The sequence below is a fragment of the Collinsella sp. LCP19S3_A6 genome (genome assembly GCF_052122015.1).
In the GTDB taxonomy this organism is placed as follows: domain Bacteria; phylum Actinomycetota; class Coriobacteriia; order Coriobacteriales; family Coriobacteriaceae; genus Collinsella.
In genome coordinates this window covers 112827-139133 of record NZ_JBQKDD010000005.1, presented here as the reverse complement: position 1 = coordinate 139133, position 26307 = coordinate 112827, and the positions used below count along the sequence as shown (strand labels likewise).

Genomic DNA, 26307 nt, shown 5'->3' with positions numbered 1-26307 from the left:
ATCGTATCTACCTGCTAAAACACAACATATTGTGTTCAGCTTCAAAAAACAATACAGGATATAGATTGCGTTTGCGGCTACAATTAATTTAACGTGAAACGTCGTTTCCCCACTACAACTTAATTGTTCGAAAGGAGCTGGATGGGATAGCTGTCAAAATCGAGGCCATGTTGATGGTCCACTAAGATTCTTTGGGGGCGCGTGCGCTTATAGATCAACAGCAGTATGCGCCCCCGTATGCTCAAATCATTTCCAAATAGCTTTTCTTCAAGAACCTGTCACTTGTGTGGCTGGGCGGGTTAGTCCGTAAAAATTCGAGGGATGGCTCTTGGATTCTTGGAGGTGCGTAATTTTTGGCCAATAACTATCTAGATAATCTTCTTGGGAAAATCTCTGCGTACGATCTGTTCAATGTACTCATTCCGGGCGCACTTGTAACATATTCCGTCAGCCAGATGCCGTTGGGCAGTTGTATTGACTGCTCCAACTGGCTGGCACTATTTGTACTGAGTTATGTCCTCGGTCTCATTGCGTCGCGGATTGGCTCTCTCTGTATTGAGCCGTTGGCCCGCAAGCTGAAACCGACCGAAAAGCGGGACTATTCTGCCTTTGCATATGCTCAGAAACGCGATCCAAAGGTCGAGCAGCTCTTGATGATTTCAAACATGTATCGCAGCCTGGCGGGGGCCGGTGTCCTGCTCGTCATTATTCTGTTTGCATCATTGTTGCCGGAATCTCATCGGCCTCCGGCGGCTCTGTGCTCTTTTATCGCCTTATTTATTGCCTCCTGGATCAAGCAGGAACGGTATGTAGAAAAGCGGATCAACTTCAATCTTGAGGAACGTGATAATCGTGAGTGAGATTAAGTCTCTGTCCGTTGGCAACGGTGACATGTTTTACATCAATCACAATACTGACAACTTCAGCATAATTGACTGCAATATTACCGATGAGCGTAAGTCGGAAATCCTTGATGAGATTAAAAACCTTGCAGGTAATAAGTGTATCGTGCGTTTTATTAGCACACATCCGGACCAAGATCATATTCAGGGTATTGAGTATCTTGATGAGCTTAAGCTCATTCCGAATTTTTATTACGTTGACAATGATGTCTCTAAGTCCACGGAGTCAGAGAGTTTTAAAAAGTACAAAGATCTGAAGGGGTCGTCGTGCGCCTACAAAATATACAAGGGGTGTAAGCGTAAATGGATGAACGTTTCTGATGGTGAGCGCGGCTCTGCTGGGATTAGCGTCCTCTGGCCCGATGTGAATAATGAGACCTTCCAGGATGCTTTGCGGGATGCCGAAAGCTCTGATAATCCCAATAATATTAGTCCTGCGATTGTCTACTCTCTTGAGGAAGGGGTCCGTGCGCTTTGGCTTGGTGACATGGAAAATGACTACATGGTGGCGATTGAAGACGACATCTCACTTTCGCCTGTGGACATTCTTTTTGCACCGCATCATGGACGGAAGTCTGGTCGCGTTCCTAAGACATGGCTAGATAAGTTGGAGCCTCGGTTGATCGTTGTGGGAGAGGCCCCGTCAGACGAGCTTGAGTATTACTCGAATTACAACACTCTGACGCAAAACAGCGCTGACGACATTCTGTTCTGTTGCGAGACCGGTAAGACTCATGTTTACGTTGGATCTCCTTCTTATAGCGTCAATTTCTTGTACCGTGACCGTTGTGTTTCGGATTTGAAGGATGATTTGAGGTATTTGGGCACGTTTGATTGTGGCGATCGTTAGTCCTGCTGCTGCCTTGTTCGATCATGGCCTGTCTGCGCTTTTACCTGACAGGCCATGATATGCCCTTCAATCTCCTTGAGATAGCGTAGTATGTTGTCCTGCTATACAAAAGCTCTTCGAGAGCTTTAAGGGTGACGCTTTCTGTTAGAGAGTGTTGCCCTTTTTTCATGTATGCAATGAGTGACGAGCTGGCTAAACGTCATTCCGGCAACGGGGCGTTCGAGTATGGGCGGTTTCTGCTGGATGACGCGCCCGTGGGCAACAATTGATATCGATTAGGATTAAACCAATTGCGGTGGAAGCCTTCGGATGACATCTGAAGAGGGTTGATGCGTCGGCCCTCTTTTTTGTTTGGATGTAAGATTCGGCCTGTCAAAATTTACATCTCAATTGAAAATAGACGAGATTGCGTGTGATTCTCTGCTCGTATGTAACTTTACTGACGTGTTGTTGCTCAGTCTTAATTCGCTGTGGTTGCCGGTAAGGGATTGACCAGATTGGGCTTTTCCTTACAGATTCAATTGTGATGAGGCCTTGCGACGGTATGTCCGGCTTGGTCCGTGGAAACCGCCGAAAGGCGGTTTTCGCGTTTTAAGGGGCTGTTTTCTAAAGGATATTTGTCACGTTTCCGCTTTAGGTCGGCGGGTTTCATCGCGTATTTCGGAAGTGCAGGGATAATCGGAAACCGCCGAGCACCCCCCCCGCATTTTCCAGTAAAACTGCAGGTCGCCGAAGCTCAAAACCGGAGTCCGGTCGGTCGATCTTTGCTTTTCACCGCACTTCCGGATTGAGCACAAGCTCGACTGGATTGTTTATCGATTTGGGGCTGCGGAATCTAGTTTATACCTTGTTATTTGTATTTAAATAGATATACTTAACTTATAAGTTAAGTGTATCTAGAAAGGGGGGTGGCCCTTGGCAGCAGGATATGAACTTGTCGAATATAGAGACCCCAAGGGCCGACCGTTTTGGGAGTTGACGACTTCTCCTGACAACTCCCAATTTCAGAAAATGATGTCAGACCCTAAACGGAAATTTGTCGCTCGTAAAATGATCGACCAGATTTCAAAAATCTACGATTACGGTTTAAAGGTTGCGAGCGGGACCTCAAAGCTGCGACGTATCGATTCTAAGATTGGTCTCTATGAACTAAAAGGGTTTGACGGGGCAAATCGAGAGATGATTTATGCCATATGTCAGGGCGTAGACAAAATTGTTCTATTGTTTTGGTTTAAAGGACACCAGGGATCAGGAAATATCAGTAAAGAAATCGAGCGGGCCAAGCGATTAGCCGTAATAGCGCGTCAGCTTCTGGAATCTGAGCGTTGACTTTTATACTTGGCTTTCGAAACGGAGAACACAATGAATAAAGTAGATTTATCTGATTTTTACGCCGAGACAGAAACTAGCGAAACACGCGCTTATGAACACGCGCTAGATATCGAGTTTATTGTTCATCGCGAGATGAAGCATTTGGGTTTAAGCAAAAGCGATTTGGCAAAGCGTATGGGCGTGAGCCTTCAGTCGCTTTCGAAGCTGTTGAATTCTCAGCCCAATATGACGTTGAAGACGATCGCTAGGTTCGAGCTCGCCTTGGGTATCAATATCGTTCCTAAGGTTACCGTTAGCTATTCTAAAGAGCTACCGTTTCTTTCATCCAACGATTCTGTGCGAGAGCAATGGTCATTCAGGAGCGAGCTTCCGTCGTCGCACGCGAATCTAGAGATGGTTCCAGGAGGTTTGGCAGCATGAGTGGGGATTTTATTGCTCCAATTCAGATTGTGAATTTGTTCGTCGTTGACTCCGATTTTCATATCGAAGATTCGCCCTCGGATAATATGGATTTAAAAGTTGACGTCAGCTATCAGGATGTTCACCTTTGGAAAAACGATAGCGGCGCGCACACAAGTTTAAAGATGTGCGTATCTGGCAGTCTCGTTGACAGGGATGGTGATGCGCAGGAGAAGATGCGCGCTGGCGTTACGGTATCCATCTCGGTTTCGGCGCAAATACCAGCGAACTCTCCCGATGACGAAGCACGTCACTATCTTCTTTCAAATGCCATTTCGATGGCGTATGCCCATGCGAAGAGCTATCTGATGGTTGTTACTGGACTTTCACCCATGGGAGCGCTTACATTGCCTGCCATTCTCCCTGCGGAGATGTCAGCAGATTGCGATGTGCCTTTTCAGAGCGAATAGCATTTCCTCGATGAATCTAAGTCGAATGAGTTGCCACTCCCACATCCTCTGAAGATGTTCTTAAAACAGTTTTAATAGTTGCCTTCGACCTACATTGACGGCGTACAATACGAACGTTTGACTATGGCAAATGTGGAATTAAGGGGAGGGGTGCGCTATGGAAGTGCTGGTTGTTGGCAACACTGCATATGTTGACGATGACTTTTGTGCCAAGGCGTTCCCCGGGGACCACGTTAAGGTCGTAGCCGCCGCGGATGCACATCGCGACGAGTCGTCGCCCCATGCCTCATGGAAAGAGCTTCTGCAACACCTGGATCAGGCCTATGAGTTCGACCGCGTGGTCTATCTGTCTAACTACCTCACGCCGCATACCGAGAACTTTGGCGACATCGAGTTGCTCCGCTCGGTCTTTCGTGCGTGCATGGGGCGCCGGGTTCAGTTGCTGTATGTAGCCGGGCCGCGGGCGCTGAGGGTGCCGCCGATGCCGCAGAGCAAACGGGAAAGGGAATTATCGCCCGAGTGGCTAACGACCTGTGCCGCCATTACGCTGCGCGCGAAGACGTTCAGGTAAAGATTCTGCGCGCGCCTTTCCACTGCCTCTGCCGCACTGGAAGATCCGTTTTTGGCGCCGTTGTTCGACGCATGCTCAACCGGATCGGTTGCTTTACAGGGAGCGGAGGATGCGGCGTTTCCCCTGCTGTGCGCCGAGGAGCTCGCGGTGCTGGTGCGCCGCATCTTTGATAGCTGGGATGCCTCCTTTGAGACGCTCGATGTTGCCGATACCTTCCATCACACGGCGGGCGGCCTGGGAGAGGCTCTCAAGGCGCTGTTCCCAGGGCTCTCAGTTGCCTATGGCGATTCTGCCGGCTATGCCCTGCCCGTCAGCGACATCTTTCGCGTTCGCTATGGCTGGTTTCAGCGCTACGACTTGTTGCGCGATCTTTCGACCATTCAGGCTCGCTGGGATGCTGGCCGTGCAAAGAAGGTCAACCCCTTGCGCGCCGCCATCGACCGCATCCAGACGCGCACGCTGCCTATTAAATGCCTAGAGACGGGCGTTGCCTGGGTCCTGTTTGAGGTGCTGGAGCATCTGTTCTCCCAGTCGGCCCGGCTCAACGTGCTCGATTATCGCCTGCTCTACGTCGTGCTCATTGGTACGCTGTATGGCCTGGACTTTGGCCTGGTTGCGGCGCTGCTGGCATCGGTGGGCTTGGCCGTGAGCTACTTTACCCAGTATGGCTATACCTTCCAGGCATGATGGTCATTCACTACACGGGCCAGACCGCTGGCGACGATATCGTGCGCGCGTTTGGGCGCACCAGGTTCACCGTTAAGTCCAAGACCATGCGCGGCGACAAGGTCGAGATGACCGTCGAGGTGCTCTCTGACGGTGTGGATATGCCCTATGCCGACGCCATCCGTGCCCTCGATGGCGTGGAGGACCTAACGCTCATCCAATACAACGGCGAATACCACGGCTAGAACCCTAGCGAGTAGATTGCACAAAGAGGGGCGGTCCTGGTCGAGCAGTCCGGCGTTCGTTAGAACGCCGGAACGAACAGGTATCATGGTGAAAGCGATTTCAACGACAGGTGTGCTCGTGGTAAAGATGAAGGATGTGGCCGAGTCCGTAACGTACGCATTGTTGGCGATGTCTCGTCGGTCGAGGTGCTTGTGAACGATGGTGCGCTCGTGTTCTCGACGCGCAGCTACCCTGCGACCTATGGCGTGTCCGTTGACGCCGCTGGCGCGAACGTGACCTACCACGCGCTCAACATCTAGGCGACTCGTCGCATATCGGCGCTATACTGCAGCCGTTGCCCACGATGCGGGGAACACCCGCATCGTGGGCTTTTGTTTTGAAGGGACGGTGCCACGTGGACGTGCAACAGCTAGAAGAGGCTTGGGCTGCAAGGGCCAACGCACGTGAGGCGCGACTGGTTGCTGCCTCGCATGCGCCGGCAGCGCTTGCGCTGTTGGGGATTGTGCGCCCCGGTGACCGCCTGGTGGCCTTTGCGGATGACTTTGCCAAAGCTTTTGTGCGCGGCTTTGATGGCTGCGACATGGCTATGGTGGGGGAACCGTCGGTTGCGGCGTTTGCTGCTGCATCCGAGGGCTTTGATGCTTCGTTTGAGGTCGAGGGGCCGCACCTGTGGTGGTTCGTCAACTCTATTGGCGGGTTTGGACTGCGCGTGCCCGATCTGCGCGCATTAGGCCGCGCCGCGCGTGAGGCTCATGCGCTGCTCGTGGTGGATAACACCGTGGCGTCAGCTTTTGGCTGCGATCCGCTGCGGCTGGGCGCTGCGTTATCGCTGGAGGCGTTCGACCGCGTATGTGCCGGTGATGCTCCGCGCAAACTCGTTGCCGCTTCGGTGGCGCGCTCGCAGCTTAAGCGCCATCGCGTGGATGCCGCGGCTGAGTGCGCGCATGCCCTGCTTGAGGACTGTGGCCTGGACAAGCTTGATTTGCCTGCTGACGAGGCCGGTGTATTGGAGCGCGGGCTGGACTCGCTCGATGCCCGCATGCAGGCTCACTTCGACCGCGCCCGTGCGCTGGCCGAGTATCTGGTCGCCAACGAGATGGTGCGCAACGTTCGCTATCCCGGGTTGAGCTCGCATCCCGACCATGCGGTTGCAACGGGAATCCTTGAGCATGGCTTTGGCCCGGCAGTTGAGTTTGGCCTTATCGAGCGTAGCGCGGGTGAGCTGTTCGATGCTTTGCCGGGGGAGTTTCGCACATCGCCCGCCGGCGGTGCAATAACACGCCTTTCTGCTCCACGTGGCAAGCAGGGGAGCACCATCCGCCTCTTCGCCGGCACCGACGATCCCCTGACGGTAGCCGCCGCCCTCGATAACGCCCTCCGATAGTAGCTAATTTGGGACGGGGCTTTTTTAGCTACCCAATGTCAATTTTTGGCTATGAGTTAAGAATGCTCTGGATGGGTAGCTAAAAAAGCCCCGTCCCAAATTAGCTACTCTTTGATGGTGTCGATCAGGTCGTTGGCCCTTGCGGCTATGACTTCGTTGATCTCTGCCTGCAGCTCCTCGTAGGCCGCTATGGCTCGCTCGCCGGCGGGGGTGAGGGTGGATCCGCGGGCGCCGTCGCGCTCGATGAGTTTGCATCCCAGCTGCCCTTCGGCCTCGTTTACAATGCGCCAGGCCTTGGAATATGCCATGCCCATGCTCTTTGCGGCACGGTTGAGCGAGTGCTCGCGGGCGATACCTTGCAGCAGTAAGACGCAGCCGTGGCCGAACACGCCCGGCAGATCCTTGTCGCACGACTGAATGACCAGTTTTGCCGTCGTCTTGTACTCCATGCGCTCCACGTCTCTCCGCTAAAGTGTTTGCTGGGCAAACGCAAAGCCTGCGTCAAACCCTCGTGTGCTCTTCTTAAATCATGCATTGTAGCAGTCAAAGTGCGTTAAGATACTTCCCCAGTATTGGGCGCCCAAGGTTGGGCTGGGTCCTACGAGGCCTGCAGCCGACCGGTCGCATGGAAAAAGGAGAAACATGGCTACGTTCTTTCCCGGTGAGTCCCACACGTTTTCGGAGTATCTGCTGGTCCCTGGTTACTCGTCCTCGCAGTGCATCCCTAACAACGTCTCTCTTAAGACGCCGCTGACCCGCTTTAAGCGCGGCGAGAAGCCGGCAATCACCCTGAACATCCCCATGGTTTCCGCCATCATGCAGTCCGTCTCGGGCGTCGACATGGGTGTCGCGCTCGCTACCGAGGGTGGCCTGTCCTTCATTTACGGTTCCCAGACCCCCGAGTCCGAGGCCGCCATGGTCAAGGCCGTCAAGGATCACAAGGCCGGCTTTGTCCAGTCCGATTCCACGCTGACCCCCGACATGACCATGGAGCAGGTCATCGAGCTCAAGGAGAAGACCGGTCACTCCACCATGCCGGTCACCGACGACGGCACTCCCAAGGGCAAACTCCTGGGTATCGTCACCAGCCGTGACTATCGCCCCAGCCGCGATGACCACCAAAAGAAGGTCTCCGAGTTCATGACCCCGCGTGAGCAGCTCATCGTGGGCGACAAGAACATCAGCCTCAAGGTTGCCAACGACGTCATCTGGGACAACAAGCTCAACGCCCTGCCCATCGTCGACGACAACGATCACCTTATGGGCATTGTCTTCCGCAAGGACTACGACAGCCACAAGACCAACCCCAACGAGCTGCTCGACGGCGACAAGCGCTACATGGTCGGCGCCGGCATCAACACCCGCGACTATGCCGAGCGCGTGCCGCTGCTCATCGAGGCCGGCGCCGATGTCCTGTGCATCGACTCTTCCGAGGGCTTCAGCGAGTGGCAGAAGCGCACCATCGAGTGGATCCGCGCCAACTACGGCGAGGACGTCAAGGTCGGTGCCGGCAACGTCGTTGACGCCGAGGGCTTCCGCTTTTTGGCCGACTGCGGTGCCGACTTTATCAAGGTCGGTATCGGCGGCGGTTCCATCTGCATTACCCGCGAGACCAAGGGCATCGGCCGTGGCCAGGCCACCGCGCTGATCGACGTCTGCCGCGCTCGCGACGAGTACTACGAGGAGACCGGCGTCTACGTGCCCGTGTGCTCCGACGGCGGTATCGTCTACGACTACCACATGACGCTCGCTCTTGCCATGGGTGCCGACTTTATGATGCTGGGCCGCTACTTTGCCCGCTTTGACGAGAGCCCGACCGAGCGCGTCAACGTCAACGGTCAGTACATGAAGGAGTACTGGGGCGAGGGTTCTGCGCGTGCCCGCAACTGGCAGCGCTACGACCTGGGCGGCGCCGCAAAGCTCAGCTTCGTCGAGGGCGTCGACTCTTACGTTCCCTACGCCGGCTCCCTTAAGGACGGCGTGGGCGGCACGCTCTACAAGATCAAGTCCACGATGTGCAACTGCGGCGCCCTCTCGATCCCCGAGCTCCAGAAAAAGGCACGCCTGACCCTGGTGAGCTCGACCTCGATCGTCGAAGGCGGCGCCCACGACGTAGTCGTCAAGGATTCGCAGCAGTCTGTGTCTTATCGATAGGATAAGAGCCGCACATAAAGGTTGAGTTCCAACCACGTTATTAAGATAAAGCGAGATGCCTGCAAGTCGCAGGCATCTCGCTTGTCGTATTTGCTATCATCAGTCAAGTTAACCTTAGGGTCGGTCGGCTTGGCTTTGTTCGCTACAAGTTCCGCACGCAAAGAAGAGCACTTAATGTGCTCTTCGTCTTGCGCAGGACTGTCCGCAGTAGCGAATAAAGCCAAGCCGACCGACCCCAGCTAAGATTAAAGGAGCTGATATGTGCGATTGCACAGATCATAAGGACGAGATCCCTGCCTACGACGCGCAGGCCATTGAGTCCAAGTGGATGAAGGCCTGGGAGGACTCCAACCTCTTTGCCGTCGACACCGACGCCAGCAAGCCCAAGAAGTACGTGCTCGAGATGTTCCCGTATCCTTCGGGCGACCTGCACATGGGCCACGCGCGCAACTATACCATCGGCGATGCCATGGCCCGTCAGGCCCGCATGCGCGGCTTTGACGTGCTGCACCCCATTGGCTTTGACGCCTTTGGCCTGCCCGCCGAGAACGCCGCCATCAAGCACAACACGCAGGCTGCCGCCTGGACGTATAAGAACATGGACCAGGCGCTCGCCACGATGAAGCGCATGGGCTTCTCCTACGATCTGGATCGCATGGTCAAGACCTGCAGCCCCGACTACTACCGCTGGGGTCAGTGGATCTTTGAGAAGATGTGGGAAAAGGGCCTGGTCTACCGCAAGAAGAACCCGGTCAACTGGTGCCCCAACTGCAAGACCGTTCTGGCCAACGAGCAGGTTACCGAGGGCAAGTGCTGGCGCTGCGGCACCGAGCCCGAGAAGCGCGACCTTGAGCAGTGGTACTACAAGATTACCGAGTACTCCCAGGAGCTGCTCGACGATCTGGAGAAGCTCCCCGGCTGGCCCGAGCGCGTTAAGCAGATGCAGGCCAACTGGATCGGCCGCTCCGAGGGCGCCGAGGTCGACTTTACCCTGTGTGATGCCAACGGCGATCCCATCGAGGGCGACGAGGGCAAGATTACCGTTTTCACCACGCGTGCCGACACGCTCTTTGGCGTCTCCTTCTTTGTCCTGGCTCCCGAGTACGCTCGTCTGCACGAGCTCGTCGAGGGCACGGAGTACGAGGAGGCCGTGACCAAGATCGTCGAGGACTCCAAGCATATCTCTGCTGTCGAGCGTGCCCAGGGCACCCTCGAGAAGCACGGTGCCTTTACGGGCCGCTACGTGGTTAACCCCGTCAACGGCGAGAAGGTTCCCGTGTGGGTTGCCGACTATGTCGTTGCCGATTACGGCACCGGCGCCGTCATGGCCGTTCCCTGCGGCGACCAGCGCGACTTTGAGTTTGCCCGCAAGTACGACCTCCCGATCGTCCCGATCATCCTGGACGATGACGACCGCGCTGCCGTCGAGGCCAGTGGCGAGACCATCGATACCTTCCATGCCGAGACCGTCGACTGGGATTGCGCCCACGCTGCCGAGGGCACGCTCGTCCAGTCCGGCAAGTACACCGGCATGCGCGGCGGTAAGCACTCCGAGGGCGAGGCTGCCATCGTGGCCGACCTCGAGGCCATGGGCTGCGGTCGTCGCAAGGTCGAGTTCCGCCTGCGCGACTGGCTCATCAGCCGTCAGCGCTATTGGGGCAACCCCATCCCGGCCATCCATTGCGAGCACTGCGGCATTGTGCCCGTGCCCGAGGACCAGCTGCCGGTGACGCTGCCCGAGAACCTGGACCTGGGCGCCGGCGAGACCCTCGCCGAGTGCAAGGAGTTCTACGAGACCACTTGCCCGGTCTGCGGCCGCCCGGCCAAGCGTGAGACCGATACCATGGACACCTTCACCTGCTCCAGCTGGTATTACCTGCGCTATACCGACCCGCACAACACCGAGCTGCCCTTCTCCCGCGAGGCGGCAGACCGTTGGATGCCCGTCGATAACTACATCGGCGGCATCGAGCACGCCATTTTGCACCTGCTCTACAGCCGCTTCTTTACCAAGGCGCTGCGCGACCTGGGTCTGCTGAGCGTTGACGAGCCCTTTACCAACCTGCTGTGCCAGGGCATGGTCAAGGACGAGAACGGCGACACCATGTCCAAGTCCAAGGGCAACGTCGTGCCTCCGAGCTCGGTTATCGAGCCCTACGGCGCCGACACCATGCGTCTGGCGATCCTGTTTATCGCCCCGCCCGAGAAGGACTTTGACTGGGATCCCAAGGCCGTCGAGGGTGCCAACCGCTTTATCAAGCGCGCCTGGCGTATCGTGTGGCAGCTTGTCCAGTCGGGTGATGCCAACGTTGCCTTCGACAAGTCCGTGCTCGACGAGACCGCGATGAAGCTCTATCGCGAGCGTCACCGCACCATCGCCAAGTGCACCGAGGACTTCGATCGCGGCCAGTTTAACACCGCGATCTCGGCCGTCATGGAGCTCGTCAACGCAGCGAGCGCCTACCTCAACGCCACCGAGGGCGCATCGCGCGACAAGGCACTGTGCTACGGCGTGGCCAAGGACATCGTGAGCGTCCTTGCCCCCATCTGCCCGTTCTGGGCCGACGAGCTGTGGCACGAGGCACTCGGCTGCGAGGGCAACGCCTACACCGCCGCCTGGCCCGAGTTTGACCTGGCCGAGTCCATCGAGGACACGGTGCAGATCGTGGTCCAGGTGCTCGGTAAGGTCCGCGGCCGCATCGATGTGGCCCGCGATGCCTCCAACGAGGAGATGCAGGCTGCCGCCGAGGCCGCTGTTGCCAAGTGGCTCGAGGGCAAGACGGTCGTCAAGGCCATCTGCGTGCCCGGCAAGCTGGTCAACCTGGTGGTTAAGTAAACCTCGCGCATATAGTTGATGCACAATAGACAAGGGACGATCCGGCTGGGTCGTCCCTCTTTTTGGATATGGATACTTGCGACTACACCCAATTATCCATTTCTTGTGGAGAACCTGTGCTCACGCTGACCTGCGGGTTTGTGCTATGGTTGCACGTTTTCGCAGGTATTGGTATAGTTTGCTTGCAAATGAAGTTGTAATTGAAAGAAGTGGGGTTTCGGCCCCGCTTCTTTTTTGTATGGATGGAGGTGCCGCAATGGTCAAGACCAAGATCGAGCAGGCGATCATCGACGCGCTCGAGGCCGTCGCCCCCCAGCACGATGTCGATATTGTCGACGTTGAGCTCGTGGGTGCCACCAAGGCCCCCTGCGTGCGTGTGCGTATCGAGGGTGCCGAGGGTCAGAGCCTGTCGCTCAACGACGTCACGGCCAACACCAAGTGGGTCGGCGACGTGATTGAGGAGCTCGACCCCATCTCTTCGAGCTATACGCTCGAGGTGTCGAGCGCGGGTATGGCGCGCCCGCTGCGCCGTCCGCGTGACTTTGCCCGCTTTGTGGGCGAGGACTGCGAGCTTTCCTCCACCGCCACCGAGGGCCGTCGCAAGTACTCCGGCAAGATTGCCGCCGCGACCGAGACCAACGTAACCCTCGAGCTCGAGGACGGCGAGTCTGTCACCCTCGATTTTTCCGATGTTAAAAAGTGCAAGTTGAAGCCCGTCTATGACTTCAAGCCCGCGAAGGAAGGAAACTAACATGGCAGCATCCGACATGATGTCCGCCCTGATGGAGCTTTGCCAGGAGAAGCACATCGACCAGCTCTACCTGATCGACCGTCTGGAGCAGTCGCTCGCCAAGAGCTATGCCGAGATCCTGCATCTTGAGTGGGGCGCCAAGGTGACCATCGACCGCACCACCGGCAAGATCTATGTCTACCGCCTGGAACCGATCGACGATTCCATGGACGAGGAGGGCAACTTCACCGAGTTCGAGGAGATCGACGTCACCCCCAAGAACACCAGCCGCATCGCCGCCCAGCACGCCAAGGCCGAGATCAACGCCATCGTGCGCAACTCCGCCCGCGAGCAGATCTACGAGGAGTTCTCCGGCCGTATCGGCGACCTCATCAGCGGTACCGTACTGCAGTCCACACCCGACTTTACGATCGTCAAGATCCGCGAAGGCGTCGAGGCCGAGCTTCCGCACTTTGATCAGCGCCGCTACGAGAACGAGCGCAACGAGCGCCCCATGGGCGAGCGCTATCTGCACAACCAGCACATCAAGGCCGTGATCATTGACGTTCGCGACCCCAACTCCACGCTTCCGCCGGTTCGCGGCGAGCACAGCCGTCCGCCGATCGTTATCTCGCGTACCCACCCCGAGCTCATGCGTCGTCTGTTTGAGCAGGAGGTGCCCGAGATCTACGAGGGCACCGTCCAGATCAAGTCGATCGCCCGCGAGCCCGGCCAGCGCTCCAAGGTCGCCGTCCACTCGCTCGATGACCGCCTGGATCCCGTGGGCGCCTGCGTCGGCCCCAAGGGCAGCCGTGTGCGCGCCGTCGTGGGTGAGCTGCGCGGTGAGCGCGTCGACGTCATCCTGTGGGATGCCGATCCGGCCGTCTACGTCGCCAACGCCCTGTCGCCCGCCAAGGTCACTCGCGTCCTTATCGACGAGGAGAAGGCCTATGCCGGCGTCATCGTGCCCGACGACCAGCTTTCGCTCGCCATTGGCAAGGAGGGCCAGAACGCCCGCCTGGCCGCACGCCTGACCGGCTGGCACATCGACATTAAGTCCGAGACCCTTGCCGCCGACATCCTCAAGAACGTTCCCGTTCACGAGGAGCCTGCCGCCGACCTGATCGGTGACGAGGAGGATGACGACGCCCGTCGTTGCGAGTACGTGTCCGAGGACGGCATCCAGTGCCGCAACCAGGCCCGTCCCGGTTCCCGTTTCTGCGGTGTCCACGACACCGACGCCTTCGATGATGCGGAGGACCTGATCTAGCGCGCGGTTGCGCTGGACAGGTTCCGGCGCACATCCCACGCTCGTTCAGTCTCTAGGCACCCAAGGTGCCAGAAAGGGTAGGTGAAGTCATATGGCAAAAGTCCGTGTGTCCACCCTGGCCAAAGAGTTCGGCATGACCTCCAAGGAACTGATGGGTCACCTCGCCGAAATGAAGATTCCCGCTAAGTCTGCTTCCTCCGCGCTGGAGGACGCTTATGTTGCCATGGTCCGCAAGCAGCTTGCCTCGGTGATCGAGGCCCGCGCCCAGGAAGTCGAGGCCGCCAAGCAGGCCGAGGAGGAGGCTGCCGCCGCCGAGGAGGCAGCGCGTGCCGCCGAGGCCGAGCGCGAGCGCATCGCCGCCGAGAAGGCACGCGAGGAGGAGCGCCGCCAGTTTGCCGCCGCCCAGGCCGCCGAGGAGGCAGCCCGTGCCGAGGCCGAGGCCAAGAAGAAGGCCGAGCAGGAGCGCCTTGCCCGCGAAAAGGAGGAGGCTGCTCGCGAGGCCCAGCGCCGCGCCGTTCCCGCGTCTGACTCCGGTTCGCGCTTCCGTTCGCTGCTCGATCAGATCGCCGCACAGGAGACCGTGCTCAAGGAGAAGAAGGACGCCGAGGACAAGGCCAAGGCCGAGCGCGGCAACCGTCGCGGCGGCAACAACGATCGTCGTGGCGGCCGTCGCAACGACCGCAACGCCTCCGAGAGCCGCCCGCACAGCCATCGCACCAACGCCAGCAACAATGTCGCTGCCGGCATGGATTTCCCCAACCCCGATAAGCAGGGCAAGGGCAAGAAGCGCAAGGGTGGTCACAACAGCGAAGAGGACCACTACAGCCGCATGGCGCGCGAGGCCGAGGAGTACAGCCGCGAGAAGGTTCTCGAGGAGGCCCGTGCCGCCGTCGAGGAGGCCTCTCGCGAGTCCACCGGTCGCCGCAAGAAGCGCAAGGAGAAGCGCGAGCGCGAGGCCGCTAGGGCTCAGGAGGAGCGCAAGATTGAGGAGGCGCTGGCCCAGGGCGTGAACCCCGAGGAGCTCGACGCCATCAAGGTCTCCCAGGGCGTTACCGTCCAGGAGCTTGCCGAGGCGCTCGACGTTCCGGCCAACGACATCATCAAGCGCCTGTTCCTGCTGGGCACGCCGCTCACCATGACGCAGTCTATGTCCGACGACCTTGTCGAGCTCGTTGCCGACGACTTGGGCCGTCAGATCAGGATCATCACCCCCGAGGAGGAGAACACCTTCTCGTTCTACGACGATCCCGCCGACCTTAAGCCCCGCGCCCCGGTCGTCACCGTCATGGGTCACGTCGACCACGGCAAGACGAGCTTGCTCGACGCCATCCGTCACACCGGCGTTGCTGCCGGCGAGGCTGGCGGCATTACCCAGGCCATCGGCGCATCGCAGGTCATGATCAACGACCGCAAGATCACCTTCATCGATACCCCGGGCCACGCTACCTTTACGGCCATGCGTGCCCGTGGCGCCAAGGTGACCGACATCGTCATCCTGATCGTCGCCGCCGACGACGGCGTCATGCCCCAGACGGTCGAGTCGATCAACCACGCCAAGGCCGCCGGCGTTCCCATCGTCGTCGCCGTCAACAAGATCGATAAGCCCGGCGCCAACCCCGACCGTGTGCGCCAGGAACTCACCGAGTACGGCGTTATCCCCGAGGAGTGGGGCGGACAGAACATGTTCGTCAACATCTCGGCCAAGCAGAAGATCGGTATCGACGACCTTCTGGAGACCGTGCTGCTCCAGGCCGACGTGCTCGAGCTCAAGGCCAACCCCGATACCTTCGCCTCGGGCAACGTCCTCGAGGCCAAGCTCGACAAGGGCCGCGGCTCGGTCGCTACCGTGCTCGTGACCCGCGGTACCCTGCACGTGGGCGATACGCTGGTAGCCGGCCTTACCTATGGCCGCGTCCGCGCCATGCTCGACCCCAAGGGCCGCGCCGTCACCGAGGCCGGTCCCTCCGACGCCGTCGAGATCCTGGGCCTGCAGTCCGTCCCCAACGCCGGCGACGAGTTCCGCGTGTTCGAGGACGAGCGCGAGGCGCGCGCCCTGGCCGATGAGCGCTCGCTCAAGGCCCGCATCGAGGAGCAGAGCCGCGTGAAGCACGTCACGCTCGAGAACCTCTTCGAGACCATCGCCGACGCCGAGGTCAAGGAGCTCAACCTGATCATCAAGGCCGACGTCCAGGGCTCCATCGAGGCCCTTCAGGACTCGCTCGACAAGATGGATCAGTCCGAGGTCCGCATCAACACGATCCACTCCGCGGTCGGTGCCATCAACGAGACCGACGTCGTCCTGGCCGATGCCTCCAACGCCATCATTATTGGCTTTGGCGTGCGTCCCGACGGTAAGGCCCGCTCCGCTGCCGAGCGCGAGGGCGTCGAGATTCGTTGCTACGACGTTATCTACAAGTGTCTCGAGGAGCTCGACGCTGCCCGTATCGGCATGCTCAAGCCCACCGAGGTCGAGGTCTCCACGGGTACCGCGACCGTCCTGGACACCTTTAAGGTGCCCAAAGTCGGTATCGCCGCCGGTGTCCGCGTCGAGGAGGGCGAGATTGCCGCGACCGATTCCGTGCGCCTGGTGCGCGACGGCATCGTTGTCTTTAACGGTAAGATCGCCTCGATGCGCCACTACAAGGACGAGGCCAAGAGCCTCAAGAGCGGTTCCGAGGGCGGCATTGGCCTGGAGAACTTCCAGGACATCAAGCCCGGCGACCAGATCGAGGGTTACCGTATCGACCAGGTTGCCCGTACCGAGTAGGGGGTAGCGCTATGAAGCAAACGCAGGCAACCCGCCGTCTGGGCGAGCAGCTTCGCGAGAAGCTCGGTTATATCCTTCTCTTTGAGGTTTCCGATCCGCGTCTCGACCTGGTCACCTTGACCGCGGTCGAGGTCGCGGTGGACCGTTCGTTCGCGCGCGTGTACGTGTCGTGCGATGCGAGCCGCTACGATGAGGTCATGGAGGCGCTCGCCAGCGCCAAGGGCCGCATTCGCAGCCTGTTGGCTCGCTCGCTCGACTGGCGCGTCACACCCGAGCTCGATTTTCGCATCGATCGCTCGACCGATGAGGCCGAGCGCATTACGCGTGCGCTGGATAATGTCCCGGCCACGCTGGCGATCGAAAAGGACGAGGACGGCTATCCCATAGCGGATGCCGCCCAGGAGGCAGCTTTAGATGACTAATTCCGCCGACCTCGTCTCGTGCGAGTCTGCAGATATTAAACGACGCATCCTCGAGCTTATCGAGGGTGCGTCCTCCATTGCGATCTCGGGTCATACCTCTCCCGACGGCGATGCCCTGGGCTCCGTGTTGGGCTTGGGTCTCTCGCTCATGAAGGCGTTCCCCGACAAGGACATCGCGCTGCTGCTGGCAGACGACGATCCCGTTCCGCGTATTTACCGCTTTATGGAAGGCGCCGATCGTCTGGTGCCGGCTTCGAGCTTTACGGGCGATCCCGACCTGTTTATCTCGGTGGATGTGCCGGTTGTCGAGCGTCTGAACAACTCGGCCGACGTGCTCCGCCGCTCCAAACATGTGGTGTGCTTTGACCACCATCCGGCGCGCGAGGAGTTTGCCGAGGTAAGCCTGAGGCGTGTCGATGCTGCGGCGTGCGCCATGATCATCGACCGCTTTCTGGATGATTGCGGCATTGTCGTTCGCGATCGCATCGCCACCTGTCTGCTCTGTGGCCTGGTTACCGATACCGGTCGTTTTCAGTATCAGAATGCCGATGCCGCTGCGTTCCATGCGGCTTCGCGCCTGGTGGCGCACGGTGCCGACCCGGCGCGTGTCGCGCTCGAGGTCTATCAGAGCATGCGCGTCGAGTTCTTGCACCTCAAGTCCATCGTCATGGGCCGCATCAAGACGGTCGCGCACGGGCGCGTGGCGTATAGCTACGCGTACGAAAGCGACCTTAAGGAATGTGGCGTCACCTCGGATGAGTGCGACGGCTTGGTCGATGTGGTGCGCTCGGTGATGGGTGTCGAGGTCTGCCTGTTCCTTAAGGGCATCGAGGGCGATACCAAGGTGCGCGGAAACCTGCGCTCCAAGGGCGACATGGATGTCTCCGAGATTGCGGCCAACTTTGGCGGAGGCGGACATCACGCTGCCGCCGGCTTTACCAATAACGGAACGATTTTCGAGACGCTCACCGCGGCACTTCCCATGCTGGCCGAGCTGGTGGGGGAGGATCCCGCTTCGGTGACCGTCGAGCTTTAACTTTTTGGATGGTACATGGCTCGTCGTACGCCTTCTCAATTGAATATGCTGCTCGCCGTCGATAAACCGGTGGGCTGCACGTCCCACGACGTGGTATCGCGGTGCCGGCGCGCCCTCCATGAGCGGCGCGTCGGTCATGCCGGCACGCTCGACCCCATGGCGTCGGGTGTCATGGTGGTGGGCGTGGGCCAGGCTACGCGTCTGCTGGGCATGCTTACCCTCGATACCAAAAGTTACGTCGCCGATATCTCGTTTGGCGCCGAGACCAATACCGACGATGCGGAAGGCGAGGCCGTCCGTACGGTTGCCATTGCACCCGAGCTGCGCGATCCGGCCTATGCCCGTGAGCGCTTGAGCGCCATGCTGGGCCCTCAGATGCAGGTCCCGCCGGCGTTTTCGGCTATTTCGGTCAACGGCGTGCGCGCCTATAAGTCTGCACGTGAGGGCAATGCCGTTGAGTTGCCTGCGCGCCCGGTCGAGGTATATTCTGCCGACCTGATCGCCGTGAGTGGCGAGGGCGATTCCTGCATTTGGACCGTTGCCTTCTCGGTGAGCAAGGGCACCTATATCCGTGCGCTCGCTCGCGACCTGGGTCGCGCCTGCGATAGTGCCGCGCATATTTCCGCGCTGCGCCGTACCGCTTCTGGCATTGTCTCCATCGGTGCCTGCCATGCGGTCGAGGAGCTTTCTGCCGAGTCCGCTGCCGGCTTTGCCTTGGACCCCATTGCGGCCCTCGGCGCCACGCGTGTCGACTTGCCGGGCAATCTTGCGGAAGATCTGCTGTGCGGTCGTCGTATTCCTATTGATCGCGCGCTCGCCGGCTTCGATGCGTCGAAGGCACCGTTTGCGCTGGTGCTCGATGGCGGGCTCAAGGCTTTGGCTCGTATCGAGGATGGTCGCTTTGTGATGGAGCACGTCTTTCCGCAGGCGATCGGCGGTGTTCGATGATGCTGGACCCTCGCGAGCTCGCGCGCACATTTTTTGTGGGCGCGGCGGCGGAGGCCCGCATCGTTTTGGCTGATGCTTTTGGTGACTGCGAGTCTATGGGTGCCGCCTCGATTGCCATCGGCGTGTTCGATGGCGTGCATAGGGGACATCGTGAGCTGATCGACGCGGTCATTCGCGATGCGCGCGTCCACGGCTGCAAAGCGGTTGTCGTAACGTTTGACCCTGATCCAGATGTTGTGGTGAGCCCTGCGCCCGCTCAAAAATTGATGACGACGGCCGACCGCCTGCATGCCCTGGCTCAGACTGGGGTCGATGCCGTGGTGGCTGTTCCCTTTACGCCTGCGGTAGCGTCGCTCGACCACGTGGGCTTTCTTGAGCTGTTGGCGCATGTTGTCGACATTCGCTCCATTCGCGTTGGCAGCGATTTTAGGCTGGGCCGCGGCGGTGCCTCGGGCGTTGCCGAGATGCAGGCATGGGGTGTCGAGCGCGGTGTTGACGTGTATGGGCACAATTTGCTGTGCGAGGCCGGCGAGGCTATCTGCGCCACCCGCATTCGACGTGAGCTGAGCTTGGGCCACGTTGAGCTGGCAGCCGATCTACTCGGCCGTCCCTATATGCTGCGCGGCGGCGTGATTCACGGTCGCCACGAGGGCTCCGATATGGGATTTCCTACGGCAAACCTGTTGGTGCCAAACGGAATTCAGCTGCCTGCCGATGGCGTCTACGAGGGCCTTGTGCTGGTCGACGATACCGTGTGGCCCGCTGCCGTCAACGTGGGCCTGCCGCCGACGTATGCCGACGATGCCGCCTCGGCGCATCTCGAGGCCAACTTGATCGGGTATGCGGGCGACCTGTATGGACGTTCGGTTTCGTTGGCGTTTACGCGTTGGCTGCGTCCTTCGCGCGTGTTTGATTCGCTGGACGAGCTTATTGAGACCGTCGAAGGTAATATTGATGATATCCGTCATAACTTGGGCGAGCAGGGGGTGAGCATCCGTGATTAGCGATGAGGAGAAAGACCAGGTGCGCGCTGCGTCCGACCTGGTTGCCATTGTGCAGGAAACGGTTGAGCTCAAGCCCCGCGGCCATGAGTTTTGGGGTTGCTGCCCCTTCCATGGCGAAAAGACCCCATCGTTTCACATTATCCCCGCTACGCAGGTGTGGCACTGCTTTGGCTGTGGCGAGGGCGGCGACGTCTTCACCTACATCATGAAGCGCGAGAACCTGAGCTTTCCCGAGTCGATTCGCTACCTGGCCGATCGTGCCGGCATTGAGCTGCACGATACCGGCGCGCAGCGCGATCGCGGCACCAAGCGCGCCCGCATCTATGACCTGTGCGCCGAGACGGCCCAGTTCTATCACACCATGCTCATGCGCGGTAAGGACAGCCGTCCGCGCGAGTACTTTGCCAGCCGCGGTATGGGTGGCGACGTCTGCCGTCGCTACTGCCTGGGCTTTGCGCCGGGTCGCAATATGTTGGTGGCCCATCTGTCGCAGAAGGGCTTTACCCCGCAGGAGATGATCGACGCCAACGTGGCCGTGAGCCGCGGGCGCGGACAGCTTGCCGATCGTTTTTACGACCGCGTGATGTTTCCCATCTTTGACGAACAGGGTCATAACATCGCCTTTGGCGGTCGTATTATGGGCGACGGCCAACCCAAGTACCTCAACACCGCCGAGACGAGTGTGTTTCATAAAAAGAGAAACCTCTACGGCTTTAACTGGGCCAAGGAGTTTATCGTCGCGCAGGATACCGCCATCGTGGTGGAGGGATATACCGATTGCATCGCCTGCTGGGAGGCGGGGATCAAAAACGTCGTCGCCACGCTGGGCACGGCGCTGACGGAACATCACGTAAAGACGCTCACCCGTTTTGCCAAGCGTATTGTGTATATGTTCGATGGTGACGCCGCCGGTCAAAAGGCCGCGCGCCGCGCGATTCAGTTTATCGAGCAGGACTCGATGGACCTGCGCTGCGTGGTGCTTCCCGACGGCAACGACCCTATGGAGTTCATCACGGCGCATGGTGGCGAGGCACTGCAGGCGCGTATCGACGCCGCCGAGCCCCTCATGGACTTTGTGTACCGCTCACTGCAGGAGTCGAGCGACATTACCACGCCGGGCGGTCGCGCCAAGGCGCTCGAGGATGCGCTGACGCTCATCTATCCGCTGCGCGATAGCTACATGATCGATACGTACTTTATCCAGATAGCCGACCTTTTGGGCCTGGATTTGGAGACGGTACGCTCGAGCTCGGGCCGTGTGTTTCGCGATGTCGCCAAACGCGAGGACGCCGAGCGTCGTCGCGAGCAGAACTACGAGCGCCAGCGGGCACAGGCCGAGCGCGCAGGAGGCGCGGGCGGTCGGGTGTCCGGTCCGCAGGGGGTATCTCGCGGCGCCTGGGCGTCGGGGACGACGCCGCCGGTATCCGCACCGGTCGAGGAGGAACCGTACGACTATGTGCCGCTCGAGGCCTACGGGGCCGCGCCGGTCGAGGTCGTCGACGATATGCCGCCGATCGATGTGCCTGCTGGCATGGACGCGGCGCCCGCGGGGTCTACTTCGACCGCTTCCGTTCCGGCGACGCCGATCGTGCTGACCGATCTGGAGCGGAAGTCTCTGGCGGGGGAGCGCGAGCTGTTGACGATGCTCACCAGCTACCCCGACCTATTCCGCACGTACGCCGATCGCATCTGCTCGATCGAGTGGGTAGACCCCCGTCACGAGTCCATCGCGTGGGCCGTGCTCGCGACGCCGCCGGGCACCGACCCCGTGGCGTGCATGGACGCCGCGCGCGCGGTGTGTCCCGAGGCGGCTTCGCTCGTCAGCGCCGGGCGCATCTCGGCGACGAGCAAGCACCCCACCGAGACGAACATCGTCTTTATGCTCGATACGCTTGAGCTTTACACCATCAAGCGCCGTATGCGGGCTGCTCAGGCCAAGCTGCGCCAGGACCGGTCGCTCGACGATGACGCGCGCCGTGCATTGACCATGCAGGCCGCGCAGGATTCTTTGCGCCAGCGCGAGCTCCAGAAATCGATTGGCGGCGTGGCCGATCCGTTCCGGTTGATTGGTTTGGAGGCCGCGGGTCCCGATCAGGCCTAGATGTTGTGGTCAATCGGCATGTTATCTGCTATATCCAGTCTGAATTTTGGGTATAGACGTGTAAGTGTGTGCTAAAGTAATGTGTCCTGTGGACTACGAAGGGAGAATCTGTGCCAAATAAGACTGAGAGCACGGGTACTGGGCTGGAATCCTACGTTGCTAAGCTCATGGGCAACGGCTCAAACAGGACTTCGGTAACCGAGGACGAGATCCAGGTCGTCCTGAAGGATATCGATGTTTCTGACGAGCAGCTCAACGCGGTCTATTCCGCGCTGCGCAACAGCGGCATCCAGATTATCTCCGCGAGCGGAAACGACGACGCCCCCATGGACGTCGACGATGACGATAACGATACCGACGATTTCGATGACGACGAGGAGCACGATTCCGGCTCGCTCGACGATCACGAGCTTAAGATGGCCCGTCAGGCCGATGCCGAGATGGGTTCTTGCAAGAGCAAAAAGAAGCGCACCGTCCGCACGTCCCGCTCGCGTTCTCGCGTGCGTGGCATCGATGCCTCCACGGTGATGCTGACCGGTGACCCGGTTCGAATGTACCTTAAGGAGATCGGCAAAGTCGACCTGCTGACCGCCTCCGAAGAGGTCGATCTGGCCATGAAGATCGAGGCCGGTCTCGAGGCCACCGAGAAGCTCGAGGCCGCCGAGGCGGGCGAGATCGAGCTCACCCGCGCCGAGATGCGTCGTCTGACTCGTATCGAGAACGTGGGCCTCGAGGCCAAGCAGGCGCTCATCAGCGCCAACCTCCGTCTGGTCGTCTCCATCGCCAAGCGCTACGTCGGTCGCGGCATGCTGTTCCTGGATCTGATCCAGGAGGGCAACCTCGGTCTGATCCGCGCCGTCGAGAAGTTCGACTACCAGAAGGGCTTCAAGTTCTCCACGTACGCTACGTGGTGGATCCGTCAGGCCATCACGCGCGCCATCGCCGACCAGGCCCGTACCATCCGTATTCCCGTGCACATGGTCGAGACCATCAACAAGCTTGTCCGCGTGCAGCGCCAGCTCCTCCAGGATCTGGGTCGCGACCCGACCCCCGAGGAGATCGGTGCCGAGATGGACATGAGTGCCGACCGCGTCCGCGAGATTCAGAAGATCTCGCAGGAGCCCGTGTCGCTCGAGACTCCTATCGGCGAGGAAGAGGATTCCCAGCTGGGCGACTTTATCGAGGACTCCCAGGCCATCGTTCCGCCCGATGCCGCCAGCTTCTCCATGCTGCAGGAGCAGCTCACCCAGGTGCTCGACTCGCTTGCCGATCGTGAGCGCAAGGTTATTGAGCTGCGCTTTGGACTTGTCGACGGACATCCCCGCACGCTCGAGGAAGTCGGCCGCGAGTTTGGCGTCACGCGCGAGCGCATCCGCCAGATCGAGTCCAAGACCCTGGCCAAGCTCCGCCACCCCAGCCGCAGCAGCAAGCTCAAAGACTATATCGAAAGCTAGTTAAGCAAGAAGCGCCCTCAAGCACATCCGCTTGAGGGCGCTTTCATGTAACAAGGGCCGGCAGTTGGGGCACGGGTAGTCTTTTTGGGACGGGGCTTTTTTAGCTACCCAATCTGGGGCCTTTAAAGCTTGAGCCGCTCATTGAGATAGGGTAGCTAAAAAAGCCCCGTCCCAAAAAGACTACCCTGGGCGTCTGGTTGATTAGTCGTTGGGGACGTTCTTGAATGACTAGTCGTTTAAGAACGTCCCCAATGACTGGGTCGGAAAATTTCTTAAAAAAGTTCTTGCCCTGAGCTGATTCGTCCGTATAATAAACTTCGTTGCTTGAGAGCATGCACCTATTCCTCGGTAGCTCAATGGTAGAGCACGCGGCTGTTAACCGCGCTGTTGTAGGTTCGAGTCCTACCCGGGGAGCCAGAATTTCTCAGCCCAATCTGCTGGGCTTTAAATTCCTCGGTAGCTCAATGGTAGAGCACGCGGCTGTTAACCGCGCTGTTGTAGGTTCGAGTCCTACCCGGGGAGCCAGATTGTAAAACCCGTCGCTTTTGCGGCGGGTTTTTTCATGCCGCGATTGCTTAACGCAAACGTTGCCATATCAACATTTCGTGTCGAGGATGTAATCCCGCGACCCACCACCTCAACATGGCGCGGTCGTTGTAGAATATTGCAATGATTGCTCCCACGACATGGTGCCGCGAGCACCAGATAAGGAGATTCTTGTGTCTGAGACCATTAACGGCAGCCTGAGCGTCTCGAACGACGTTATTGCCGATATTGCCGGTTATGCCGCGATGACGTGCTATGGCGTCGTCGGTATGGCCGAGCAGCTCCAAGGCGCCGAGAGCGTGCGCCTGCTTGCCGGTCAGCGCCTCCGCAAGGGCGTGCTTGTCTCCGCCGACGAGAACGGCCTTACGGTCGACCTTCACGTCGTGCTCGAGAACGGCGTCAACATGAAGTCCGTCTGCCACAATCTTTCGAGCTCCGTTGCTTTCACCCTGCAGGAGATCGCCCAGATCGATCCCGCCAGCCTTAAGATCGGCATTCACATCGACGCGCTCAAGAGCCGTCTAAACTAGCATCCGAAAACGGAGATTCAAATACTCATGATTGTAAAGACCATTCGCACCTGTTTTCCGATCGCTGCGGCTGCCGTTTCCGACAAGGCCGAGGAGATCAATAAACTCAACGTCTTTCCCGTGCCCGACGGCGACACCGGCACCAACATGTCGCTCACGCTCGCCTCGGTGACCAAGGAGCTTTCCGCCCTTCCCGCCGATGCCGATATGGAGGCCATCGCCGGCGCCATCACCCACGGCTCCCTCATGGGCGCCCGCGGCAACTCCGGCGTTATCACCTCGCAGATCCTGCGCGGCGTGGCCGAGGGCCTCGTCTCTGCCGATGAGCCCATCACGTCTGCCGACATCGCGCATGCTTTCCGTCGCGCCGTCAAGGTCGCCTTCCAGGCCGTCCGCAAGCCCATCGAGGGCACGATTCTTACGGTCCTGCGCGACGTCTCGACCAAGGCCGACGAGTGCGAGAAGAAGAAGTTCTCGGCCGAAGACGCGCTCGACGCCATCGTCGTCGAGGCCTACCAGTCTGTGGCTCGCACGCCCGACCTGCTGCCCGTTCTGAAGGAGAACGGCGTGGTCGACTCCGGCGCCTTTGGCTTCGCCATCTTCCTGGAAAACTTCGTTGCCGCTGCTCTGGGCCGCAGCACCGTTGTCGAGGATTTTTCCACCACGTTTGATTCCGCTGGCTCTGCCCGCGATGCGGCCCTCGGTCGCGTCGAGATCGAGGCCAACGACGACTGGGAGGGCTCGGAGTTCCGCTACTGCAACGAGTTCCTCTTTAAGGCCGACGCCCCGTTTGACGAGGACGAGTGCCTTAAGTTCCTGGGTTCCATGGGCGACTGCGAGCTGCTCGTGGGCGCCTACCCCGACTACAAGATCCACGTGCACTCCAACACCCCCAACCTGGTGCTCGAGCACATGTTGCAGCTTGGCCAGATCTACGAGGTCTTTATCCACAACATGGAGATGGAGGCCCACGACCGTACCGCTAAGATCCACGAGGACCAGGAAAAGGCCGCCGAGCCCGCCAAGGCCCTGGGTTTTGTCGCCGTTGCCGCCGGTTCCGGTGAGGCCGACATCCTCAAGTCCCTCGGCGTCGACGTGGTCGTTTCGGGTGGCCAGACCATGAACCCCTCGACCGCCGACCTGCTGGGCGCGGTGGACCAGGTCAACGCGACTTCGGTCATCATCCTGCCCAATAACGGCAATATCCGTATGGCTGCCGAGGCTGCTGCTTCTGCCTGCACCGACAAAAAGGTCGCCGTGGTTCCCACCAAGACCGTTCCGCAGGCGTTCTCCGCTCTGTTCGCGGTGCTGCCCGATTCCGAGCTCGAGGACGCCGTCGCCGCCATGGTCGATGCCATCAGCGAGGTTCGCGATGGCGAGGTCACCCGTGCCGTGCGCGATTCCAGCGCCTCTGACGGCTCGCCGATTCACTCCGGTGACGTCATGGGTATCATTGCCGGCTCCATCGACGTGGTCGGCTCCGATGTGAAGCAGGTAACGCTCGACTGCATCAACCGCATGCAGGAGGAAGAGGAGGGCGACGCGCTGACGATTCTGGCCGGCGAGGAGCTGTCCGATGAGGCCTTCCAGGAGATCGTCGATGCCATCGAGGAGGCTCAGCCCGACCTGGAGATTGACGCCCATCGTGGCGAGCAGCCGCTCTATCCCGTGATCTTCTCGATCGAGTAG

24 protein-coding genes and 2 tRNA genes are annotated in these 26307 nt (G+C 59.5%); 25 read left to right on the top strand and 1 reads right to left on the bottom strand.

Annotation, left to right across the window (positions count from 1 at the left end; all coding sequences use genetic code 11):
* The first annotated feature begins 353 nt into the window (after nt 1-353).
* From ACTQVX_RS05005 to ACTQVX_RS04960, 10 genes are all read left to right on the top strand, one after another.
* A complete protein-coding gene (locus ACTQVX_RS05005; protein ID WP_441560430.1) occupies nt 354-860 on the top strand; it encodes a hypothetical protein in 507 nt (168 codons plus the stop codon).
* Nucleotides 853-1752 (top strand): hypothetical protein, encoded by a 900-nt coding sequence (locus tag ACTQVX_RS05000; protein ID WP_441560429.1) that lies wholly within the window; start codon nt 853-855, stop codon nt 1750-1752. The genes ACTQVX_RS05005 and ACTQVX_RS05000 overlap by 8 nt, the downstream gene beginning before the upstream one ends.
* A gap of 915 nt (nt 1753-2667) precedes the next feature.
* On the top strand, nt 2668-3081 hold the full coding sequence (locus ACTQVX_RS04995) for a hypothetical protein (protein ID WP_441560427.1): 414 nt from the start codon (nt 2668-2670) through the stop codon (nt 3079-3081).
* Nucleotides 3082-3114: 33 nt separating this feature from the next.
* Nucleotides 3115-3504 carry a helix-turn-helix transcriptional regulator gene (locus tag ACTQVX_RS04990; protein WP_441560425.1) on the top strand — a complete coding sequence of 130 codons (390 nt, stop codon included), beginning with the start codon at nt 3115-3117 and terminating at the stop codon, nt 3502-3504.
* Nucleotides 3501-3953 carry a hypothetical protein gene (locus tag ACTQVX_RS04985; protein WP_441560423.1) on the top strand — a complete coding sequence of 151 codons (453 nt, stop codon included), beginning with the start codon at nt 3501-3503 and terminating at the stop codon, nt 3951-3953. Before ACTQVX_RS04990 ends, ACTQVX_RS04985 begins: the two co-directional genes overlap by 4 nt.
* A gap of 157 nt (nt 3954-4110) precedes the next feature.
* Nucleotides 4111-4524 (top strand): hypothetical protein, encoded by a 414-nt coding sequence (locus ACTQVX_RS04980; protein ID WP_441560421.1) that lies wholly within the window; start codon nt 4111-4113, stop codon nt 4522-4524.
* 51 nt (nt 4525-4575) lie between these two features.
* Entirely contained in the window at nt 4576-5211 is a 636-nt protein-coding gene (locus tag ACTQVX_RS04975; RefSeq protein WP_441560419.1) for a hypothetical protein, read from the top strand.
* Nucleotides 5208-5435, top strand: a complete 228-nt coding sequence (locus tag ACTQVX_RS04970) for a hypothetical protein (RefSeq protein WP_441560417.1) — start codon at nt 5208-5210, stop codon at nt 5433-5435. Before ACTQVX_RS04975 ends, ACTQVX_RS04970 begins: the two co-directional genes overlap by 4 nt.
* A 192-nt stretch (nt 5436-5627) precedes the next feature.
* Nucleotides 5628-5735, top strand: a complete 108-nt coding sequence (locus ACTQVX_RS04965; RefSeq protein ID WP_441560416.1) for a hypothetical protein — start codon at nt 5628-5630, stop codon at nt 5733-5735.
* Nucleotides 5736-5830: 95 nt separating this feature from the next.
* Complete coding sequence (locus ACTQVX_RS04960) at nt 5831-6820, top strand: PLP-dependent transferase (RefSeq protein ID WP_441560414.1); 990 nt, start codon at nt 5831-5833, stop codon at nt 6818-6820.
* A 104-nt stretch (nt 6821-6924) separates the two neighbouring features.
* Here the strand turns inward: ACTQVX_RS04960 and ACTQVX_RS04955 are convergent, their stop codons facing one another.
* Nucleotides 6925-7269: a winged helix-turn-helix domain-containing protein gene (locus tag ACTQVX_RS04955; protein ID WP_441560412.1), complete on the bottom strand. Its 345-nt coding sequence runs from the start codon at nt 7267-7269 to the stop codon at nt 6925-6927.
* Between the two features lie 193 nt (nt 7270-7462).
* Between ACTQVX_RS04955 and ACTQVX_RS04950 the strand changes: the two genes are divergently transcribed.
* The 15 genes from ACTQVX_RS04950 to ACTQVX_RS04880 all read left to right on the top strand — a co-directional run bounded on the left by ACTQVX_RS04950 (nt 7463) and on the right by ACTQVX_RS04880 (nt 26307).
* Entirely contained in the window at nt 7463-8974 is a 1512-nt protein-coding gene (locus ACTQVX_RS04950) for an IMP dehydrogenase (RefSeq protein ID WP_154515410.1), read from the top strand.
* A gap of 259 nt (nt 8975-9233) precedes the next feature.
* Nucleotides 9234-11810 carry a leucine--tRNA ligase gene (gene leuS / locus ACTQVX_RS04945; protein WP_441560410.1) on the top strand — a complete coding sequence of 859 codons (2577 nt, stop codon included), beginning with the start codon at nt 9234-9236 and terminating at the stop codon, nt 11808-11810.
* A gap of 256 nt (nt 11811-12066) precedes the next feature.
* On the top strand, nt 12067-12561 hold the full coding sequence (gene rimP, locus ACTQVX_RS04940) for a ribosome maturation factor RimP (protein WP_427794683.1): 495 nt from the start codon (nt 12067-12069) through the stop codon (nt 12559-12561).
* Nucleotide 12562: 1 nt separating this feature from the next.
* Nucleotides 12563-13810, top strand: coding sequence for a transcription termination factor NusA (nusA, locus tag ACTQVX_RS04935; RefSeq protein ID WP_154515419.1), 1248 nt, complete (start codon nt 12563-12565; stop codon nt 13808-13810).
* 91 nt (nt 13811-13901) lie between these two features.
* The gene (infB, locus tag ACTQVX_RS04930) at nt 13902-16577 is read left to right on the top strand and encodes a translation initiation factor IF-2 (RefSeq protein WP_427719633.1); all 2676 of its coding nucleotides are present in this window, start codon (nt 13902-13904) and stop codon (nt 16575-16577) included.
* A gap of 11 nt (nt 16578-16588) precedes the next feature.
* Nucleotides 16589-16999 carry a 30S ribosome-binding factor RbfA gene (gene rbfA, locus ACTQVX_RS04925; RefSeq protein ID WP_441560408.1) on the top strand — a complete coding sequence of 137 codons (411 nt, stop codon included), beginning with the start codon at nt 16589-16591 and terminating at the stop codon, nt 16997-16999.
* Nucleotides 16992-18035: a DHH family phosphoesterase gene (locus ACTQVX_RS04920; RefSeq protein ID WP_427719632.1), complete on the top strand. Its 1044-nt coding sequence runs from the start codon at nt 16992-16994 to the stop codon at nt 18033-18035. Before rbfA ends, ACTQVX_RS04920 begins: the two co-directional genes overlap by 8 nt.
* A 15-nt stretch (nt 18036-18050) precedes the next feature.
* A complete protein-coding gene (truB, locus tag ACTQVX_RS04915) occupies nt 18051-18983 on the top strand; it encodes a tRNA pseudouridine(55) synthase TruB (protein WP_441538344.1) in 933 nt (310 codons plus the stop codon).
* Nucleotides 18980-19987, top strand: a complete 1008-nt coding sequence (ribF, locus tag ACTQVX_RS04910; protein WP_441560407.1) for a riboflavin biosynthesis protein RibF — start codon at nt 18980-18982, stop codon at nt 19985-19987. The genes truB and ribF overlap by 4 nt, the downstream gene beginning before the upstream one ends.
* Nucleotides 19980-22088 carry a DNA primase gene (gene dnaG / locus ACTQVX_RS04905; protein ID WP_441560406.1) on the top strand — a complete coding sequence of 703 codons (2109 nt, stop codon included), beginning with the start codon at nt 19980-19982 and terminating at the stop codon, nt 22086-22088. Before ribF ends, dnaG begins: the two co-directional genes overlap by 8 nt.
* A gap of 110 nt (nt 22089-22198) precedes the next feature.
* Nucleotides 22199-23542, top strand: a complete 1344-nt coding sequence (gene rpoD / locus ACTQVX_RS04900) for an RNA polymerase sigma factor RpoD (protein WP_370450567.1) — start codon at nt 22199-22201, stop codon at nt 23540-23542.
* Between the two features lie 342 nt (nt 23543-23884).
* A tRNA-Asn gene (locus tag ACTQVX_RS04895) sits at nt 23885-23959 on the top strand.
* A 33-nt stretch (nt 23960-23992) separates the two neighbouring features.
* Nucleotides 23993-24067 (top strand) — tRNA-Asn (locus ACTQVX_RS04890).
* A 161-nt stretch (nt 24068-24228) separates the two neighbouring features.
* Nucleotides 24229-24618, top strand: coding sequence for an Asp23/Gls24 family envelope stress response protein (locus tag ACTQVX_RS04885; protein WP_187361832.1), 390 nt, complete (start codon nt 24229-24231; stop codon nt 24616-24618).
* A gap of 27 nt (nt 24619-24645) precedes the next feature.
* Nucleotides 24646-26307, top strand: coding sequence for a DAK2 domain-containing protein (locus tag ACTQVX_RS04880; RefSeq protein WP_441560404.1), 1662 nt, complete (start codon nt 24646-24648; stop codon nt 26305-26307).

Bases quoted from the DNA above. Each gene is read 5' to 3' on its own strand.
- ACTQVX_RS04990 (WP_441560425.1), top strand. From the start codon at position 3,115: ATGAATAAAGTAGATTTATCTGATTTTTACGCCGAGACAGAAACTAGC.
- ACTQVX_RS04985 (WP_441560423.1), top strand. From the start codon at position 3,501: ATGAGTGGGGATTTTATTGCTCCAATTCAGATTGTGAATTTGTTCGTC.
- ACTQVX_RS04980 (WP_441560421.1), top strand. From the start codon at position 4,111: ATGGAAGTGCTGGTTGTTGGCAACACTGCATATGTTGACGATGACTTT.
- ACTQVX_RS04970 (WP_441560417.1), top strand. From the start codon at position 5,208: ATGATGGTCATTCACTACACGGGCCAGACCGCTGGCGACGATATCGTG.
- ACTQVX_RS04955 (WP_441560412.1), bottom strand. From the start codon at position 7,269: ATGGAGTACAAGACGACGGCAAAACTGGTCATTCAGTCGTGCGACAAG.
- ACTQVX_RS04950 (WP_154515410.1), top strand. From the start codon at position 7,463: ATGGCTACGTTCTTTCCCGGTGAGTCCCACACGTTTTCGGAGTATCTG.
- leuS (WP_441560410.1), top strand. From the start codon at position 9,234: ATGTGCGATTGCACAGATCATAAGGACGAGATCCCTGCCTACGACGCG.
- rimP (WP_427794683.1), top strand. From the start codon at position 12,067: ATGGTCAAGACCAAGATCGAGCAGGCGATCATCGACGCGCTCGAGGCC.
- nusA (WP_154515419.1), top strand. From the start codon at position 12,563: ATGGCAGCATCCGACATGATGTCCGCCCTGATGGAGCTTTGCCAGGAG.
- infB (WP_427719633.1), top strand. From the start codon at position 13,902: ATGGCAAAAGTCCGTGTGTCCACCCTGGCCAAAGAGTTCGGCATGACC.
- rbfA (WP_441560408.1), top strand. From the start codon at position 16,589: ATGAAGCAAACGCAGGCAACCCGCCGTCTGGGCGAGCAGCTTCGCGAG.
- ACTQVX_RS04920 (WP_427719632.1), top strand. From the start codon at position 16,992: ATGACTAATTCCGCCGACCTCGTCTCGTGCGAGTCTGCAGATATTAAA.
- truB (WP_441538344.1), top strand. From the start codon at position 18,051: ATGGCTCGTCGTACGCCTTCTCAATTGAATATGCTGCTCGCCGTCGAT.
- ribF (WP_441560407.1), top strand. From the start codon at position 18,980: ATGATGCTGGACCCTCGCGAGCTCGCGCGCACATTTTTTGTGGGCGCG.
- ACTQVX_RS04885 (WP_187361832.1), top strand. From the start codon at position 24,229: ATGGTGCCGCGAGCACCAGATAAGGAGATTCTTGTGTCTGAGACCATT.
- ACTQVX_RS04880 (WP_441560404.1), top strand. From the start codon at position 24,646: ATGATTGTAAAGACCATTCGCACCTGTTTTCCGATCGCTGCGGCTGCC.